The sequence below is a fragment of the Chryseobacterium cucumeris genome (assembly GCF_001593385.1).
GTDB classification, from domain to species: domain Bacteria; phylum Bacteroidota; class Bacteroidia; order Flavobacteriales; family Weeksellaceae; genus Chryseobacterium; species Chryseobacterium cucumeris.
In genome coordinates this window covers 10,422-29,756 of record NZ_LUVZ01000005.1, presented here as the reverse complement: position 1 = coordinate 29,756, position 19,335 = coordinate 10,422, and the positions used below count along the sequence as shown (strand labels likewise).

Genomic DNA, 19,335 nt, shown 5'->3' with positions numbered 1-19,335 from the left:
ACAAAATTAGTTACGTTTTGAAACAAATTTTGTATTTTTGTTGTCTAAAATTGTAACAATGTCAAAATTCTCTGATAACATCGTGTTTTTGAGAGGAAAGAAAAATATGACTCAGCAAGAGCTGGCAGATCTATTAATTCTTACCCGATCCAGATATGTTGCCTATGAATATGGTAGAACAGAACCGCCTATTGAAATATTGCTTAGAATTTCAAAATTCTATAACATCAGCATCGACCTGCTATTGACTGTAGATGTCAGAAAATTTTCTATCGATGAAATCATGGAGCTTCCTGAGAACAGGATCGTTCTGCCTATAAGGGTTGATCAGGATGGAAACAATCAGATTGAAATTATTCCCCAAAAAGCGTCTATGGGCTATTTGAATGGCTATGGAGATCCGGAATATATAGAAAATCTGGAGACCATATCATTACCTTTTTTAAAAGGGGGTAAGTTCAGGGCATTTCCTGCTGATGGAGATTCAATGCCGCCCTATAAGAACGGAACTTACATTGTGGGAAAATATGTAGAAAATCTTTCGGATTTGAAAACGGACAGAACGTATGTTTTCATTACCGCCAATGATGGTATCAGTTACAAAAGGTTTCAGTTTCATGAAGCCGATGGTATATGGGTAAAGGCTGACAATCAATTTTATGAGCCCTATAAAATTCCATTACCTGAGATTAAAGAAATCTGGGAATTTGCCTGTAGTATTAATACCAAAGAATATGAACCTGATGAATTTTCAGAACATCATATTCAAAACTTTATCACAGAAATTAAAACTGATATCAAACAGATCAAAGAAAAAATGGAAGATAAGAATTGAATTCATTTTGAGTACATGGCATAATGAAAAAACTTCCCCGAAGGGAAGCTAAAAAAACACAAATGATGAAAAAAAATCCCGAAGTAACGGGATACTGCTAAGATAAATATTTTAATTTAAAGTTAAATGACCCAGCTGAGTTTATTTGATGCCGAAGAATTCTATGAGTTTCCAAAAGATCTTTTGGAATACAGAGAGAACTTCCTGAGCCGGGAAGAAGCAGACCTGCTTAAAAACAAATTATTAGATACTGCGCCCTGGGAACAGCGTACCCAGAAAATGTACGATAAGATGGTATTTACTCCACGGTTGACCGCTTGGTATGGAGATTCAAAATACAACGATTCCGAAGAAAATAAAAAGCCAACCAATCCATGGACTCCTGAATTGTTCTCTTTAAAACAAAGAATTGAAAAGGAATTTGGCTGTCAGTTCAATGGTGTTCTGCTAAACCTGTATCGTGATCATAATGATTCCGTCGCCTGGCGTCGGGATAAGGAAAGCCGTTATGGTAAACGTCCTGTAATTGCATCCATCAGTCTTGGACAAACCAGAAACTTTGATTTCAGAAAAAAAGACCACCACCAAAGTAAATACAGTCTTCCTCTTCCTCACGGGTGCTTATTGATCATGAAAGGTAATCTTCAGGAAGAGTGGGAGCACAGGATTGCCAAATCAAACGTACCCATGAAAGAACGGATTAATCTAACGTTCAGGTTAATTCAAAATCTTTAGTTTTTATTAAGCTAAATACAATGACTGCCACGAGAGTCAACCATCACTTGTTAATAAAATTAATAATAACCATAATATGAGGCATGCTATATTCTATAAAATAGCAATAACTTTAGCATCATTTAATTTTTGAGGAAGTATGCAGGGAAATGAACCCACTTATCAGATTTATTCTCCGGGATCAGTATTGGGACTGTTTAGCAATGCATTAAAGCTTAATGCTACCGTTAATCTAATTTATCTTAAGGGAAGATATTCCTTCGGCGGAGGAAAATCCTATGGGAACTATTACTATGATCATCTGTTTTCAGAATCTGATACTATTTCTATTGGTGTTAGAATATCAGCATTACTGAGAAGTAAAATTGAAAACAATGATATCTATACGCTTAGAGGGTATATTGAGAAAAGTATTAAAAACTCCTCTATAGAATTGCGTTTCGTTGTAGATGAAATTATCCAGCAAGAGGAACGGGCAATTTCAGAAGAAGAACTACAGAGATATGAACTCATCCAGAAAAAGCTTGAAAAAGGATCCAAAGATCTTGAGTCCATAATCAGGAATAAACTTCTCAAAGATGAGCCAGTCAGAATTGCTAATATTTATGGAAATAATGCAATCGTACAAAAAGACTTTGCAGAGGGATTGGATATTTCACAGAAGTATTTCCAGGTCTCGGAATATAGCTGCAGTATCACTTCATCAACATCTATTGCTGAAAAATTGGAGGAGGTTTCTGAATCAGGGTATGACATTATCGCGCTGGTAAGGGGAGGAGGAGACCGGCAAAGTCTGGAAGTTTTCAATGATATAGTTCTTTCAGAATTATTTATTGCCCTGGAAGCGGTGACTGTAACAGCAATAGGTCATACAGTAGATGAAACTCTGCTGGATAAGCTGGCTGATAAAAGATTTCATCTACCGCATGATTATGGAGCTGGTCTTCATTCCATTGTGGAAAAACTCTCCCATGAAAAATCAAATTCACGGGCATTACTGATTGATGAAGTTAAAAAGGATGTGGGTAAACAGTTTGCAGAGCAGGTGCTGACACTGGAGAAGCAACTTAAAAAGAAAAATGATGAATTCACCGAAGCTCAGAAGATCTTTAAAGAACAATCTGAAAATCAGGTAAAAGCTTTTACGGAGCAGCTTAAGGTTCGTAATGAAGAGGTAGAGAAATTAAAGAAAGATCTTTCAGAGAAACACGGTGAGCAGGTAAAAACCTTAACAGATCAACTCTCAAAAAGAACTGAAGAATTTCAAAAGTTCCAGGATTCTTCGGCAAAACAGGTTCAGGAAATGCAGAAGAACTTTGCCGACCAGCAGAAAGAGAGACAACAGGAGATTGAAAACTATAATAAGGAACTTGCTGCATTGCATGAAAAAAATTTACAGGCAGCTATTAATGAAAAAACAGCTTCTTTAAAGGCGGGAATGGAATCTTTACAGCAGGAAAATATAAGACTGAATATTGAAATAAAGAACAGCAAAACGGATTATGTGAAGATTGCAGTGGCAGCTATAGCAGCTTTGATCACAGGTTTTATATTGGCAAAGATTCTGTAAAGCTGTTCTATTCATCTTTCATTTTAAGGACGACCAATCCTAATTATAATAAAAAACCTCCCGCATGACCAGGAGGCAAAAAATGTTCTTTGTTAAACATTCTAAAAACAATTAAATATACAATTATTTCTCAAAAATTAGTATCTTTAATAAGAAATGTTTTGAATATCCTTCTGTTGATATTTCTATTACATTTAATCAAAAGTCAGCGAAAATTGCCCCCTACTTAATCATGCTACCTCTCATTTATGAGAGGTTTTATTTTTAAAAAGCATCTAAAAAAGTTCTGCTGATTGCCAATATTCTTTCTGCCTGGTTGTAATTTATCATACCACTGATAATCAAAAACTCTTAATTTTTTTATTAACACATGAAAATTTCTTTTTCGTTACTACGAAAAAGTAGTGATTTTATATCATTCCTGTTGTTCAATTTTACATCACCAACAATCATAAAAATCACAGTTATGAATATTGAGAGAACAGAATTTATAGCCTGGATGGATAGAATCATGGAAAGATTTGATCTACTAAAGGAACAGATGATTAAGAACCAGTCCAGATTTATAGAAATTGATGGGGAGCAGCTTTTGGACAATCAGGATGTTTTACAGCTTTTAAAAATAAGCTCCAGATCATTACAGCGATACCGAACGGATAAAAAGCTGCCTTACTATACCATCAGCGGGAAGCTGTATTATAAGCTTTCAGATGTTCATCAACTGATCAGAGAGAGTTTAAGCTCTTCATTATGATCAAGACTTTAGCAGCCAAATCCATTATTATAATTCCAAATTTTATCAATTCGTGATCGAGTAAATACCTTCATTCCATTAAATAAGATACAATGGAAGATGAAATAATAAACGCTCAGGAAACCGGTGAAATCAAACTGGCAAGAGATACATTACTTGTTTTGAACTCTGATACCAATCAGGTAGAGATGGTAAAAGGAGTTGATAAAGAAGGCAATCTTCAAAAGGTTTCTCCACTAGAAAAAAATAAAAATGATGAGCTGATCAAAGTTGATAAGCATGGAGATATTTTCTCCAACTTCTTTTCAAATTTCTACCGGCAGCTCAAGAATCCGACACGCTTCAATTTTTTCAAGGTTTCAGAATATGATGCTGTCAATACTGCCAAGGATCTTCAAAAATATGTTGATCAGGCATCACCCGAAGAAAAAGAAAGGCTGAAAGACTACGAAGTTTTACCTAAACACAACAATAATCCCAAAAATCAAAATACAATGAACAACAACACAGACAATCAGGAATATCGTTTTCAGCCTGAACAGATCGACTGGAAAACGATGGAAAAATTCGGACTTAATCAGGAGAAGCTTGAAAAGATGGATGCTATGGATTCACTACTCAGAGGTTTTAAAACCAATACATTGATTCCCATTACCATTAATCTGGGAACGGCAGTCAGCAAAATGGATGTCCGGTTATCCCTTCAAACAGGAGATACAGGACAGGTTGCCGTCCATTTGCATGGTATCCGCAAAGAGCCTAATCTCAATATGAAATTCCTCGGGCATGAGTTCAGTGATCAGGACAAAAAGAACCTGAAGGAAACCGGTAATATGGGCAGGGTAGTAAATCTGGTGAATCCTAAAACCGATGAAATCATTCCATCAGTCATCAGCCGAGATAGGCTTACCAATGAGCTTGTTGCGTATCGATCGGAGTACATGAAAATTCCTGATGAAATCAAAGGAATAAAACTTGATGAACATCAGAAACAAACTTTACTGGAAGGAGGACCCTTGTATCTTGAAGGCATGACTTCCAAAAAAGGAGAGTCTTTCGATGCCACTGTACAATTCAATGCAGATAAGCGGTATGTAGAATTTTTGTTTGGCAATAACCGGGCACCGCAACAAATCCAAAACCATCATCATAGCCAACAGCCACCACAACGTCCGGAGCAAGAAGCACCCAAAATATTCAGAGGAAAAGAACTGGATGATTCACAGTATGAAAAATTTAAAGCCGGACAAACCGTGTACGTTGACGGTCTTACCGATGCTAAAGGTAAAGCTTATCAAGGCTATATTACCTTCAATAAAGAAACTTCCAAAACAGACTTTTTATTCACTCATCCTAATCAGCTCAAAGAAGGGGCAAAACCTACAGAAGATCATAAAACTCAAACTGCGGTTAACACCCAGGGTAAAACCAATGAAGCTACTAAAAATATCAAAGAGCCTTTAGAATCAAAACAGCAGCAGCCTGTCAATAAGCAACAAGAAGATCAGCAAAAAAAGGTTAGAAAACCAAGAAGACAAAAACTATAATCAACATCTAAATCCGCTATATGAAAGCAATCATCGCAGAAAAACCGAGCGTTGCCAGGGAAATTGCACAATTGTTAGGTGCTCATGAAAAAAAAGAGGGGTATCTATCCGGTAACGGTTATTGTGTCACCTGGGCATTCGGACATCTGATCGCATTAGGAATGCCGGAAGATTACGGTGTAAGAGGCTTTAACAAAGCCTCTTTGCCTATCTTTCCAAATCCTTTTATTCTGACTCCAAAAAAACTAAAGAAACCCAATGGTTATGAGCCAGATCCTTCCGCTTTAAAACAGCTCAACATCATAAAGCAAGTCATCAATCAATGCAGCAGTATTATTGTTGCCACAGATGCAGGAAGGGAAGGAGAGCTCATCTTCCGTTATATCTATCACTACCTACAATGCAATAAGCCTTTTGAAAGGCTCTGGATCAGTTCACTTACCGAAAAAGCAATACAGGACGGTTTTAAAAACCTTCAGCCAGGTGATGCTTTTGATGGTTTGCATCAAGCTGCAAAAGCCAGAAGCGAAGCAGACTGGCTGGTAGGAATCAATGCTACCCAGGCATTAACCATCACAGTAAATCAAGATGTTTATTCATTAGGCAGAGTACAAACACCAACTCTTGCTTTAATCTGTCAACGCTTTTTTCAGCATCAAAACTTCACTAAACAAAAGTACTTTCAGATTCAGTTGAGTCATAGAAAAGAATATACAGATTTCACCAGCCTTTCACTATTGCAGTGGGAAGAAAAAAAACAAGCTGAACAAATCCAAAAATTCATAGAAAGGGAGGGAAGAGCAGTTGTTGAGGATGTATCCATTACAACAGTTCAGGAACAATCCCCGTTACTTTTCGATCTCACAGAATTACAGAAAGAAGCCAACAGAAAGCTTGGTCTTTCTGCCAATGAGGTTTTACAAACTGCCCAAAGCCTGTATGAAAAAAAATTCATTACCTATCCCAGAACCGGCAGCAAGTATATTCCTGGAGACCTTTGGCCAGAGATCCCAGAACTGGTCAGAATCCTCAATACATCAGACCAATTCAAAACTGCCATATCTACTTTAAAATTCGGAAACTTCAACAAGAGAATCGTCAATGATGTAAAAGTAACGGATCATCACGGTTTACTTATCACTACAAAAGTTCCATCCGCACTTACTGCTACGGAAAAAGCCATTTATGATATGATTGCTTACCGTTTATTGGAGTCATTATCCCATACCTGTACAAAACAAGTCACCCAAATCCAGATAAAAGTACATCATTATGAATTCCAGGTCAAAGGATCAAAAATACTCAACAAAGGCTGGCGAGCCATCAAAGGAATTCTATCTGACAAAGAAGATCCCATTACTACTAACCAAACCCTTACTGAACTTCCGGAATTCAAAATCGGAGATGAGTTGAAGATCTCAAAAACAGAATTACTGGAAAAAGTAACGCAACCTCCCAAGCTTTATACAGAAGCGGATCTTTTATCAGCCATGGAAAACGGAGGAAGTTCGATTGAAAACAAAGAAGAAAAGCAGGTACTATCCAATATCGGCATCGGAACCCCAGCCACCAGAGCTTCTATTATTGAAACCCTAATCAGCAGAAACTATATCATAAGGAAAAGCAAAACCCTATATCCTACAGATAAAGGCTTACAAGTTTACAACCTTGTCAAAGACAAAAAAATAGCTAATGTCCAAATGACCGCGGAATGGGAAATAGCACTGGATAGAATTGAAAAAGGTCAACTGAACAGAACCCAATTTATCAATGATATCCAAGACTATACGGCAGAAATCACCAGCGAACTTTTATTACTCAATATTCCACAAGAGAATCCCCCACAACTCAACTGCCCCAAATGCCAACAACATACTCTTATTATCAAAGACAAAATCATAAAATGCCCTGATGAAAAATGTAATTGGATTCTCTTTAGAATGATATGCGGAGTACAACTCAGTATTACAGATATAGCTTTACTATTAACTCAGAACAAAACATCATTAATCAAAAACATGAAAAGCAAAAACGGAAAAAAGTTTAATGCTTATATAGTTTTAAAAGAAGATTCTAGTACAGTATTTGACTTTGGAAAGGATAACTAATTCTCAAAAAAATAGTTGTTTTTTATTTGAAATCTGAGACCGGATCATTTTTTAACTATATAGATTTCAATATTTTAAATATGTACTAAGTTTTGTGCCTAAACTGGGGGGCGATTCATATTTTGCTTTAGCAAAATATAATACGACATATTTTGTCGCTTTGCGGATATATCTTTGCCTTATTAAAGAATGTTAATTAATTGAACAGGTTTTTGAAAAATATTTCTCAGGAAACAATCACGATTATTTATCTTTAACTGTCACTATCCAGGACGATGGTTTTTAATTTTTTAAAGAAGCCAGGAAATGAAAAATATCAAAGTTTTAGATATTATGATCATTATTGGGAAAAGCAAAATCACAGTGCAAGAACTCAGTATATATCATCAATTTTAGAACAATATTTAAATCTGTAAAACAAAATGTTACAAAAGACTCCATTGGTAAAAGTATTGACGGCTTTAGGTATTAATTTAGCTTTAGTTTGTACTGTTATACAGTGCAAGGAGAAAAAAACGAACATGGAAGTCCTATTTTTGGAGAACGACGGTCAGTATTCGTTTCTCATAGAAGGTCCTTCAACGATAGCCTATAGTACACCCTCAGCTATGGGGATTATATCCAAAAATGAGGGAAACAAAAGTAATATAATATTTGCAGAGCAATTAAAAGAATTCAGACCATACGAATTTGTTTCACAGCAAGAGAATTATAGCAATATATACGTTTCTAATGTCCTCGGAGAAACTAATTTTAGCAATAACAATCTGTTTGAATATGATGTTCAGATCAGTCAATCAGGAGTTTTAAAGTCAAATATTTATTATCCCTATGATTTAAAAGGAAGCTATGAATTTAAAATAGATAGCCACACAAGTAAAATTCTGGGACAGTTGCTTTATAAAATTTCTTTAGAAGATAAGAAAAGTAACGGTGTTTATCCAGATGCTAAGTTGAATAATGTAATTATTTTGGAAGATGATAAAAGGAAAAATAAAGTTTTTACAGGTGAAACTCATCCCCAAGATAATCTAGAATATTCTTTGTTTATGGCTTGGATAAATAAATTATTATTGGAAAATATTAAGAAAGCCAATAAAATAGATCATTTAAATATGCCTTCCATCCAGTACGTTGAAAGATTAAATATTCCACCTGATATAAAATAGTGAAATAAAATGACCTTTTCACTTTTAAGAATTCTCTTTAGAATAATATAAATGATGAACCGAACACAGTTAAAAAAATTGGAGTTGCATTTTCAAACAGACTGTTGATATGAATTCGTGAGAATATAGAGTAGGTCACGGTAATATCAACAGGGTAGAAATGCTCGGTATTGAAAATAATGAGTTGAAGATATTCTATATTTTATTATCAGAAGAAAAAACCTTCAGTGTTTTCATTTTTTTAAATTTAATGATGTTTTACTTTTTGTCTGAGCAATGTGTAAATGGTATGTAATGAAAGTTTGGTTACATCCATATTCCATAAAGGTTGACTTTTATTAACAACAACCCATATTTTGCTGTGAATCTCAAATTGATCTATAAAACAATAGTAAACCCATTTGGAAAGGGAAATACGGGTATTTTTTCCCTTGTTTCGAACTAAACAATAAAGGGAGTAGGTAGATTCGGTATTTTGTGACATTATTTGAGAAAGAATCTGTTCTTTGAGGAAAAGCGTTCTTCCATTAGAAGTCCATCCTGCCAATCGTTTGACACGTCCTTTACTAGAGATAGCAAATCGGTTATCAAAGCCGGGAATGATTTTCCAGTGTTCTCCGGGAAGATCTTTTATGGACAGGTTCAGACATGCGGGAGGATTATTTTGATCAATAGAGGGTCTTCCTAATTTTTCCCACAGAGCAGTATTAAGTATCCGGTGTGAAAGGCTTTTATTTTCAGTTATTATAAAGTCTTTCTTTGTTGGGGTATAAGATTTCAAAAACCAGCGGTATCCACCTGCTGTTAAAAATTGTTTATTGATAACATCCATAATACTTTCCGGAGCAATACCCAGCTTTTTTTCTGCCATATACATACTTTCAAAATCAGATAGTAGTTCCCCTCCAATACTATACTGGCTGACAGCCTGGCTGTAAATGACTTTTCGGTTTCTTATTCTGTTTTTTTCAAACATATTAAGCCGCATTTCATGGGACGAAATTTTCTCTAAATTCTGGTAATGTATATTAAGTTTGTTCTCATCTTTAGTACTGATAAGAATGGTGCGGTCATAATAATCAAATTTTTCTATAAAATGATAATACACAAGACGTATTACTGATTTCCTGTACTTCTTACCCTCTGAGGATAAAGAGCAATGTACACTATAGTTATAATTTTGTAGATAACTGTTGATATGTTTTACAAAAATCAGTTTCATAATCAGTTCCGGCATTTTCCATTCTTTGCCACTTGGGAGAGATACAAAACGTCCTGTGCTTTTTACACGCCCGTAATTAGAAATCATATAATTTCCATAATTCTCAATAGATTTCCATTCTTCACCTGGAAGATTTTTTAAAGAAGTATTATATAAAACTTCTTTTACATATTGGTCTTCAAATTCAGGAGGCAGTTTCATAAGCTACTTGATGAAAAAAAATAATAGTAATGAATAACAAAAATAAAAAACTCAATTTAAAAAATAATTAGTTGTGGTATCTAGCCCTTTTATTCTGTAGTATTGATAATATTGAACAATGGTGTGGTCATTATACTTAATAGGTTTTAAAGTTATTCAATTTGTTGATAACTGTCAGATTAAGTGTTAACTAATTCAGATTATTCCAAGATTATTATTGCTGTGATTATTTCATTAATTATTGGTTTAGTATTGGCTACTCTTTTTAAATAATTTTTTCCTTGGTGAGTAAAACACCTAAGTGAAAAAGAGTTTTTGCCTGGTACTGTTTCCGCAGTGCACTTAATCTTTTTTCAATTAAACTTTCACTGATTACGACGGAGTGTTGGCTGCTTAGTTGTTTACTAACCTCAGTAACTTTGTAGCCTTCTGATAGATATTTTATGATGAGTAGATCTCTTTTTTCCATTGTTTAAAGATAATGATTTCCAATCTGAAATTTGGAATCCATTGATGTATTGAAAATGAAATAAGATTTATGTATTCAAGGTTGATTAATTATTGTTTAAACCAAATGAATTGGTTCCCAGTTTATTTTTGAAAAGGCGTTCTTTTTTGATGGCTTCGTCCGTAGTTATCGTTTTCGGAAGAAGCATTAAAATTGAAAATTGAAAATGGTTACCATGTAAAGGGTCAGAATCAAGAAGTTCTTTTAACATCTTATTATTTCCATGACCATTCGTTAGCACATATGCTGACCAGCGGCCCCAAATTCCATTTTCACCGTATGCTGATCCTACATAAAGCTTGCCGGTTTGGGTATCATTGATAAGGTACACGCCCTTTGTTATGGAAAGTACCTTTTTCCAGTCGCTGTATTGATTGGTTACTATTTCTTTCAGTTCGCTAAAACTTAGAATAAAATCAAAATAATCTGTAAACTGCTTGTAATGAAGTCCGGGTTTGATTTCTATGACTTCCATTTCATTTTTTATCCATTGATGCCAGGAAATGGCATTGCTCCACCTGATAATAACCCTCTCCTTAAGATCATCGTACTGCTCAGGTACTTCTATCATCTCATAATGGTAGCAGTCTTGGGCAAACTTTTGTCTGTCTTTAATTTGATAAACACCGATAAATCGAGCGAAAATACCCTCTTCACCAATAAAAGAAACAATATACTCGACATCTTTAAACACATCTTTAGATTGTGAGCTCTGATAAGATAGGAATTCTGAACGGTGATTTTTATAAAGATCATATAAATTCTGCCTCCCGTCTTTGTGTCTTACTAATTTTACTTTTACATTCCTTTCTAACCCTCTGTTATAAAGCAGTTCTTGTATGGTAATCATTTTTTTTCTTATATGTTGGTTGGTTGCAACGGTGTTTATTTAACAGTAATAATAGGAGCTCGTTTTGTTGCTTGCTGATCAGTAGATTTAATCAGTTTTACTGAATCTTCTATGTAGAATGTTTTTAGAATTTTGTTATTGGTAATATCCAGTTCTTTTATTGATGTACCGAGTAGATACAATTGTACCAATTCTTTATTTTTTGATAGATCAAGATTGATCAATTGTTTACATCCGTCAAGATTAAGTGTGTGAAGAGCTGGAAATTTCGTGCTATCGAATTCTGTAAATAAATTATCCTGTAAATGGATGTACATTATATTTTGTGAGTTTAACTGAATTTTGGTAAGTCCCAATCTAAAAGCATAAATTCCTTTCAAATTAACCAAACCTTTTAAATTCAGAACTCCAATTTTATTGTTGTCACCTATATAAAGATTTTCAAGCTTTGTAAGTTTGTTTACAAGGGAAAAATCGGAAATATTATTCTTGCGCAGATTAAGTTCTTTCAAACCCTGAAAGTATTCAAGACCGCTTAAATCGGAAATATTCTTTTCGTCCAGTTTCAGTTCAGTTACCGTATTAATTTCTGAAAGCTCTAGTTTTCCGTCATGGTTTTGATCGAATTGCTGTAATAGAGCCGTTTTTAGATTATTATCTTTAATGGAGATTTCTTGCGCAGCGATGTTGATGGATAATATAACTGCTAGGGTTGATATAATTTTAATCATGTAATTGCTAATAGTCTTTTTTAGATCAGTAAAATTACTGCATCCTATTACTACTTAACAAATTTTAAATCTAAATCTCTCATTTATTGCTTTTCATTAAAAGATTTTCGTTTAGGAATATTTGGAAGGAGGAGGAATTATGGGAGGTTAGAATATGCTTATCACTATGAGAGTTGAGGATACCCGTAAAATCTCATGTCGTTTTTTTTTTATATTTGTTGGAAACTTTAATCATGAAAAAACTATTGTTTCTGAGTGTAATCTTTTTTGCACATCTTTATTACTGCCAGTTTACCAAAGATTCCATCACTGTCTTACGTAGTAAAAGCTCATTTATTTATCCTTCGTTTAGTACATCTTGTTATCGAACTGGAGATTACGATAAAAAATATAAGCCTCAGGATATGCTTTTTGTAACAGATATTACTGAGTGTAAAGGGTAATTGAGTACAAAAGATATGATAGGGTTTTATTTTGATGGGAAGAAGTACTACATGGAAGATAATCCAAACTGTTACTTTTTCGCTCTATTTATAAAGATTTGACGAAGCGACCAGATGAAATTTACAAATCATTAGCATTAACTAGGGCAACTTTTTTATAGGTATTCTAAGATTCTGGACCATCATACAGTTAACGAAAAAATAATGTCGAATAAAAAATAAAAAAATATAAATGAAAATTTTCCTATCACATTCATCAAAAAACAAATTTTATGGTGAAAAATTAGTTGAGCTTTTAAGAAGCGTTGGAGTAAAGGAAACTGAAATAATTTTTACTAGTAATACTGCATATGGTATTCCAGTTGGACAAAATATTTTTAACTGGCTAAAATCGCAAATATCCGAAAATCCCTTTGTTATTTACCTTTTATCTGAAGAATACTATCAAAGTATTGCTTGTCTAAATGAAATGGGAGCTGCTTGGATTATTGAGAATAAGCATGCAGCAATTTTTACACCTAATTTTAATTTATCAAGTAAAGAATTTCAAACTGGTGCGTTAGATCCTAGGGAAATGGGTTTTTATATCAATGATGAAGAAAGAATATTGTCATTTTTGCATTTGATTTCCGAGAGCTTTGAGATTTCACAGAATCATATTATTATTTCACAAAGTGTAAAAAAATTTTTAAATGAATTGATGGTTATGACATCAATATTGTAAAGCAGATTGAAAATAAAGGCTCTAAGTTAAAAAAGGATATTATGATTGAAAAAGAAGAGAATAAAATAATATTAATAGAGACTGCTTCATTAGATTCGAAAGACTTGTTTTCTAAGTTCACTAATTCGATAGTATCACAAAAATTAAAGGATGATGAACTAATTCTGTTGCACTACATTATTGAAACTGGAAGGTTTAAATTAATGACCGGGTGGCAAGAGCAAAGTGAAATTGATCATATTAAAGAATGGGAAATGATAAATGAAATTGATAATAAATTATCTAGAAACTATTCTTCAATATTAAAGAGGTTTGAAATAAGGGGGTTTATAGAAGCGTCAGCTTTTACAGCTTCTAATAATCCAAAAGAAATGAAAGTAAAGGATGAAATTACTAAAAATTTACTTGATTTACCTAATGATATATTGAATGTAATTATGGAAAGTGTAAAGAATAGCCACTTTCAATATCCAGACAATACAGAAAGTGAAGTTGACAAGTTCCCTTGGTAATTTAACAAGGTTCGAAGCGAAAGCAGCCATTTAAAATAAGGACAAACGAAACGATGCTATAATTTTACGTGTTTCCGTTTTTCAATATCCTCTTTTTTTTCTACATTAGAGACTTATAATAATCATGAATATGAGAGATCTCTTATCTCCCAAGCTAGAAGCAGCAAGGAAGGAGCTGCTGGATCTTGGGATGCGTAACACATTATTAAATTACAAAATTCCGAAAGCCCGAGGTTTGCACATTGTCCAGGAACAGTCAATTTCCATCTATAATATTCTGGTAAAGCAGAATAAAGCGATGACTTTTTTAGGCAGACCCGGCAAAGATGATGATGATGAGCTTTTTGAATTGCCTCCGCTCTCAGAAGCTGAGCTGCAGGATGCTTATAACGATACCAGACTCCAAACTAATGAATCAGAACAAAAGCTTCAGACAAAAATTCTAAATACTTATTACGCAGCAAAAACAAGTATTGAAGAACAGGGAGTAAATACCTTATTTTTATCACTGGGAATGCTTTGCTGGTTTGAAACAGGCAAAGAGGATGTTAAATTAGCACCACTTATACTTGTTCCTATTGCATTAGAACGGTCAAGTGCCAGCGAAAGATTTAGGTTACGATATACTGGTGGTGAAATCGGAGCTAATTTATCTCTTCAGGCCAAAATGATGATGGATTTTAATATCACTATTCCGAATCTTCCCGAGGATGAAGATCTTGATATCGACGAATATTTTAATAAAATTCAGGAGCATATAAATCATCTTGAAAACTGGAAGGTAGAATCTAATGCTATTGAGTTAGGATTCTTTTCCTTTGGTAAATTCATGATCTATCATGATCTAGACAGCAACGAGTGGCCGCAGACCAAAAAACCATACGACCATCCGATATTGCAGTCTTTATTTGGAAACGGATTTACTGAGCCACAACCTACAGTTGGAGAAGAGCACATGCTAGATAAGGAGACGGATGCAAATAAGTTATTGCAGGTAGTAGATGCAGACAGTTCCCAGGTTATCGCCATGCTGGCGGTGCATGAAGGTAGAAATATGGTCATCCAGGGTCCTCCGGGAACCGGAAAATCTCAGACTATTACCAATCTTATTGCCAATGCGATCGGCACCGGAAAAAAGGTACTGTTTGTAGCGGAAAAAATGGCTGCGCTGGAAGTAGTAAAAAGGAGATTGGACAGTATCGGTTTAGGTGAAGCCTGCCTCGAGCTCCACAGTAATAAAGCTAATAAACGTGAGCTCCACGCAGAGTTGAAACGTATTTTAGAACTAGGTAAACCCACAATGGCTCATCTTGAAGATGAAATCCGCTTATTGGAGCCGGTAACCAATGAACTGAATACCTATGCAGACGAGATAAACCGGCCCGCCGGACAAAGTGGCTTATCTGTGCATGACATAATAGGGTTATTGTTAAAAATAGATGCTGAAAATAAAGGCTATAAATTTCCCAAAATCAATATAGAAAATCTTTCAACGTTAACTTCTGCGGAAATCTGGGATCTTGAACGCAGTGCCGAAAAGATTCAGGTAAGGCTTAATAAAATAGGATCTCCTGAAAACCTGATCTTCTATGGCAGTACCTTATCAGTTTTTCTTCCTAAAGATGAAGAGCTTGCAAAAGAATTGCTGGCAAATGGGATAGAGCTAACAGAAAATCTCATAAATGCTTCAAATACACTTTCTGAATATCTGGAATTTCCGATCCCAGTAGATATTGAAGAAATCAACAAAACTGTGGATACTGTTGAACTCATTCTACAAAATCCTGGGATAGGTTCAATGTCTGTAAGAGATAATGCATGGCTAAATAATAAAGCCGATACTGATATGATGCTAGAGATCGGTAGCAGACTAGCTGAAATCCATCGTACTTATGATTCAGTATTTATTCCTGAAGCTTGGAACCAGGATATGATGGAAATCAGGCAAAATTTAATTGTCCATGGTAAAAAGTGGTACAGATTCATCATCGGAGATTATAAAAAAAGTGTAATTAAGCTTGGTTCCATGTTAAATTCTCCAATGCCAGATCTTTTAGAAAAAAAACTAGAGCTGGTGAATATTATAATGGAAGAAAAAAGACTTTCTTCATCATTACAACCTTTCGAAAGATTGGGAGCCCAACTTTATGGGCAGCATTGGCTTAAACAGCAAAAAGATTGGGCAACGTTGAAAATGGGGACAGAATATTTACAGAAAGTTCATAGTTTTGTAAGTAAAGGGGATGGTTATCCAGAAATTATAGAGCTGTTAGAAAAAAATAAAAATCAGGATACTATAAGACAATATTCAGAAAATACTATCCGTTTTGCAGATGAGAAGCAGAAAGCTTTCAAAGCAATATTTAAGCATCTGGATTTTGAGGGCAATGGTATTGAAGGCTTTAAGCTCTCTAAGCAGGTTGCGGTTCTGAGTCTTTGGAAAGAGCAACTGCCAGAAATTCATAAAGTCGTTCAATGGAATGTTTTAAAGGATGAGATCCAACAGAATGGAGCCGGTTTTCTTATTAAGGCAGTTGAAAACTGGGACGATGCTGCATCTTATTTGAAAACTGCTTTCCAGAAAACCTGGTATGATTATCTTCTTGAGCAGGCTATGATTGAAAGTGCAGAACTGAGAAAGTTTGAACGGTCTACCCACGAAGAAACCATTGCTGGATTTAGAAGAATGGATGTATTGAAACAATACTATAACAGGGCAAAGGTTGCTTTAAAGCACTGGGAAGGAGTGCCTAAGCAAGACGGTGGCGGCCAGATCAATATACTGAAAAGTGAATTTAACCGTAAAGCGAGACATATGTCGGTACGGAGACTAGTGCAAGAGGCAGGCATGGCAATTCAAGCGATCAAACCTGTTTTTATGATGAGTCCAATGTCAATTGCTAGTTTGCTGCCTCCAAATAGTATTGATTTTGACTTGGTAATCTTTGACGAAGCCAGTCAGGTAAGACCAGTTGATGCACTGGGAGCCATCCTGAGAGGAAGGCAGATTGTGGTAGTAGGAGATACCAGGCAAATGCCTCCGACTAGCTTTTTTGATAAGCTGAATACTGATACGGAAGATGAAGACAACGTAACAGCCGATATGCAAAGTATCTTAGGCATGTGCGATGCACAGGGAGCTCCACAACGGATGTTGCGTTGGCATTATAGAAGCCGACATGAATCCCTGATTAGTCTTTCTAACCAGGAATTTTATGAAGATAAGTTAGTAATTTTCCCAAGCCCGGGATCAAAAAATAGGATGGGGCTTGTATTTAATCATTTGCCGGATACATATTATGATAAGGGTAAAACCCGTACCAATCCAAGAGAAGCGGAGGAAGTAGCAAATGCTGTTATTCAACACGCTTTGACTAATCACAAGTTAAGTCTGGGAGTAGTTGCCTTCAGTACAGCGCAAATGCAGGCAATTCAAAACGCTATAGAAATAAGAAGAAGAAAAAATCCTGAGGTTGAAAATTATTTTAGGGAGCATGCAGACGAACCTTTTTTTGTGAAAAATCTGGAAAATGTACAGGGAGATGAAAGAGATGTTATTTTTATAAGCTTAGGCTACGGGAGAACTGAAGACGGGAAAGTACCGATGAGCTTTGGGCCACTTAATAATGAAGGAGGGGAACGTAGACTCAATGTGCTGATTACAAGAGCGAAAATTCGCTGTGAGGTTTTTACTAATATTACAGCGGCAGATATGATTATAGGTCCTAATGCAAAATTTGGAATCCGTGCTTTGAAAAGTTTTCTTTATTTTGCCCAGTATGGAAAATTTGAAAGTAATAAGAACGAGTTGCCTTACCAGCCCCAGCCGTTTGAGAGCATAGTGGCGGAAACACTTAAAAAAGAGGGATATATTGTACGAGAAAAAGTAGGTTCTGCAGGGTTCTATATTGATTTGGCAATTGCAGATCCTGATCATCCGGGAAGATACCTATTAGGTATAAACTGTGACGGCAGATCCTATCAAAATGCTCAATCAGTAAGAGACCGGGATCGATTAAGAAATTCAGTCCTTGAAGGTATGGGCTGGAATCTAATTCATGTATGGAGTTTGGATTGGTTCCGTAACCCAGCCGGAGAGCTTAGGCTGATTGCTGAAGCTGTAAACAGAGCAAAAACACAGGCTGAACACAATGATAGTTTGGAGGAAGAACTTATGGAGGAACTCCGAAACTTGGTCCGTGAGGAGTCTACTGCAGCAGAAAAACATATGTATCCAGAATATGAGCAGGCTGTATTATCTTCAGAAATTGCAGACCGTGAGCTCCATTTACATACTGTGGGAAAGCTTGGTGAGTGGATTTGTAATGTTGTGAAAACTGAAAGTCCTGTTCATTTTGAAGAAGTTGCCAGAAGAATGGCTGAGGCCAATGGTATCTCTAAAGTGGGGAGCCGCATTCGTACATCTTTAATAAATGCGGTTGATTATGCAGCTAATAATAATCTATTAATAAAAAAAGGAGATTTTTTATATGATCCTGAAAAAAAACTGGAGATTAGAAATAGGACGGTTCTTCCATCTACTTCCAGAAAAATATCATATATTTCTATCGAAGAAATTGATTTGGGCATACAGAAAGTTATTTCCGACTCTATTGCAATACAGCCAAAAGAATTAGTACCTTTAGTATCTAAATTATTTGGTTTTTCACGTGTGACGGAGGATATAAAAAAAGGCGTTTTTGAAGCGGTAGAATATAGCTTGCAACAGAAGCATATATACAAAGATGGGCAGTTTTTAAAAAGCAATGCTAATAAGTCTTAAAGTCACAAAATTCTGAAATTGATCAATAGTGCCGATACCATTATCCCTTGAATGAGCAATAATGTGTCTTATATCGCTTATTATGGCACTATTTACAATCATTAAGTGTGTATCTTTATTAAGTTCTATTATTTTTTCTTTAAGGTAAAATGCAGATCATCATCAACCTTTTATGTATTGATAGTGTTTGGCTTTAACTTGCTCGAAGAATGATTACTTCTTTTATTTGTAAAATAATTAAGTGGTACACTTAGAAATATAGTTGTTCACCGAGAATGAATATACTTGATAAAGAAAGTTATACACATGCAAAATTTAGAACCATAAAAAAACGGTTAGGTACAAGAGTCAAATTGATTATGAAGAATTATATTCACAAATACCAACAATATAATTTCGGAGTTAGATATTATCAGTAACATTAATAATTAAAAAAATAGTGTCAAAAAACGATGATAATAAATTTACCAACGCATAAATTTTTGTGAAAACCTAAATTATACGTAAATGGTAATTTATATTACGACAGCTTTATAATAGAAATAACAGCAATTTATACACGCCCTCAGTACCTGGAAAGTACTGAGGGCTTTTCTATTTAAACCCAATGAGTAATCCTGTAGTGATTTTACTACGTGAACTT

At 35.0% G+C, this 19,335-nt stretch carries 14 protein-coding genes; 10 read left to right on the top strand and 4 right to left on the bottom strand.

Annotated features, from left to right (window positions below; translation table 11 throughout):
- Positions 1-58: 58 nt before the first annotated feature.
- From A1704_RS08245 to A1704_RS08215, 7 genes are all read left to right on the top strand, one after another.
- Positions 59-835 carry an XRE family transcriptional regulator gene (locus A1704_RS08245; RefSeq protein WP_062672358.1) on the top strand — a complete coding sequence of 259 codons (777 nt, stop codon included), beginning with the start codon at positions 59-61 and terminating at the stop codon, positions 833-835.
- A gap of 126 nt (positions 836-961) precedes the next feature.
- Positions 962-1,570, top strand: a complete 609-nt coding sequence (locus tag A1704_RS08240; RefSeq protein ID WP_062672355.1) for an alpha-ketoglutarate-dependent dioxygenase AlkB family protein — start codon at positions 962-964, stop codon at positions 1,568-1,570.
- A 139-nt stretch (positions 1,571-1,709) separates the two neighbouring features.
- Positions 1,710-3,140, top strand: coding sequence for an exodeoxyribonuclease VII large subunit (locus A1704_RS08235; protein WP_062672352.1), 1,431 nt, complete (start codon positions 1,710-1,712; stop codon positions 3,138-3,140).
- 466 nt (positions 3,141-3,606) lie between these two features.
- Positions 3,607-3,894: a helix-turn-helix domain-containing protein gene (locus A1704_RS08230; protein ID WP_062672350.1), complete on the top strand. Its 288-nt coding sequence runs from the start codon at positions 3,607-3,609 to the stop codon at positions 3,892-3,894.
- Positions 3,895-3,986: 92 nt separating this feature from the next.
- Positions 3,987-5,441, top strand: a complete 1,455-nt coding sequence (locus A1704_RS08225) for a DUF3945 domain-containing protein (protein ID WP_062672347.1) — start codon at positions 3,987-3,989, stop codon at positions 5,439-5,441.
- 20 nt (positions 5,442-5,461) lie between these two features.
- The gene (locus tag A1704_RS08220) at positions 5,462-7,549 is read left to right on the top strand and encodes a type IA DNA topoisomerase (protein ID WP_062672345.1); all 2,088 of its coding nucleotides are present in this window, start codon (positions 5,462-5,464) and stop codon (positions 7,547-7,549) included.
- A gap of 422 nt (positions 7,550-7,971) precedes the next feature.
- Positions 7,972-8,718, top strand: a complete 747-nt coding sequence (locus A1704_RS08215; RefSeq protein ID WP_062672343.1) for a hypothetical protein — start codon at positions 7,972-7,974, stop codon at positions 8,716-8,718.
- A gap of 247 nt (positions 8,719-8,965) precedes the next feature.
- Here A1704_RS08215 and A1704_RS08210 read toward each other — a convergent pair whose 3' ends face one another.
- The 4 genes from A1704_RS08210 to A1704_RS08195 all read right to left on the bottom strand — a co-directional run bounded on the left by A1704_RS08210 (position 8,966) and on the right by A1704_RS08195 (position 12,230).
- A complete protein-coding gene (locus A1704_RS08210) occupies positions 8,966-10,141 on the bottom strand; it encodes an NUMOD4 domain-containing protein (protein WP_062672341.1) in 1,176 nt (391 codons plus the stop codon).
- Between the two features lie 265 nt (positions 10,142-10,406).
- The gene (locus A1704_RS08205; RefSeq protein ID WP_062672339.1) at positions 10,407-10,610 is read right to left on the bottom strand and encodes a hypothetical protein; all 204 of its coding nucleotides are present in this window, start codon (positions 10,608-10,610) and stop codon (positions 10,407-10,409) included.
- An 85-nt stretch (positions 10,611-10,695) separates the two neighbouring features.
- On the bottom strand, positions 10,696-11,499 hold the full coding sequence (locus tag A1704_RS08200) for a GIY-YIG nuclease family protein (RefSeq protein WP_062672336.1): 804 nt from the start codon (positions 11,497-11,499) through the stop codon (positions 10,696-10,698).
- Between the two features lie 35 nt (positions 11,500-11,534).
- Positions 11,535-12,230, bottom strand: coding sequence for a leucine-rich repeat domain-containing protein (locus tag A1704_RS08195; RefSeq protein ID WP_062672335.1), 696 nt, complete (start codon positions 12,228-12,230; stop codon positions 11,535-11,537).
- 675 nt (positions 12,231-12,905) lie between these two features.
- On the opposite strand from A1704_RS08195, the gene A1704_RS08190 reads away from it, so the two are divergent.
- From A1704_RS08190 to A1704_RS08180, 3 genes are all read left to right on the top strand, one after another.
- Entirely contained in the window at positions 12,906-13,397 is a 492-nt protein-coding gene (locus A1704_RS08190) for a toll/interleukin-1 receptor domain-containing protein (protein ID WP_062672333.1), read from the top strand.
- Between the two features lie 41 nt (positions 13,398-13,438).
- Complete coding sequence (locus tag A1704_RS08185; protein WP_062672331.1) at positions 13,439-13,909, top strand: hypothetical protein; 471 nt, start codon at positions 13,439-13,441, stop codon at positions 13,907-13,909.
- A 130-nt stretch (positions 13,910-14,039) separates the two neighbouring features.
- On the top strand, positions 14,040-18,692 hold the full coding sequence (locus A1704_RS08180; RefSeq protein WP_062672451.1) for a DUF3320 domain-containing protein: 4,653 nt from the start codon (positions 14,040-14,042) through the stop codon (positions 18,690-18,692).
- Positions 18,693-19,335 lie beyond the last annotated feature (643 nt).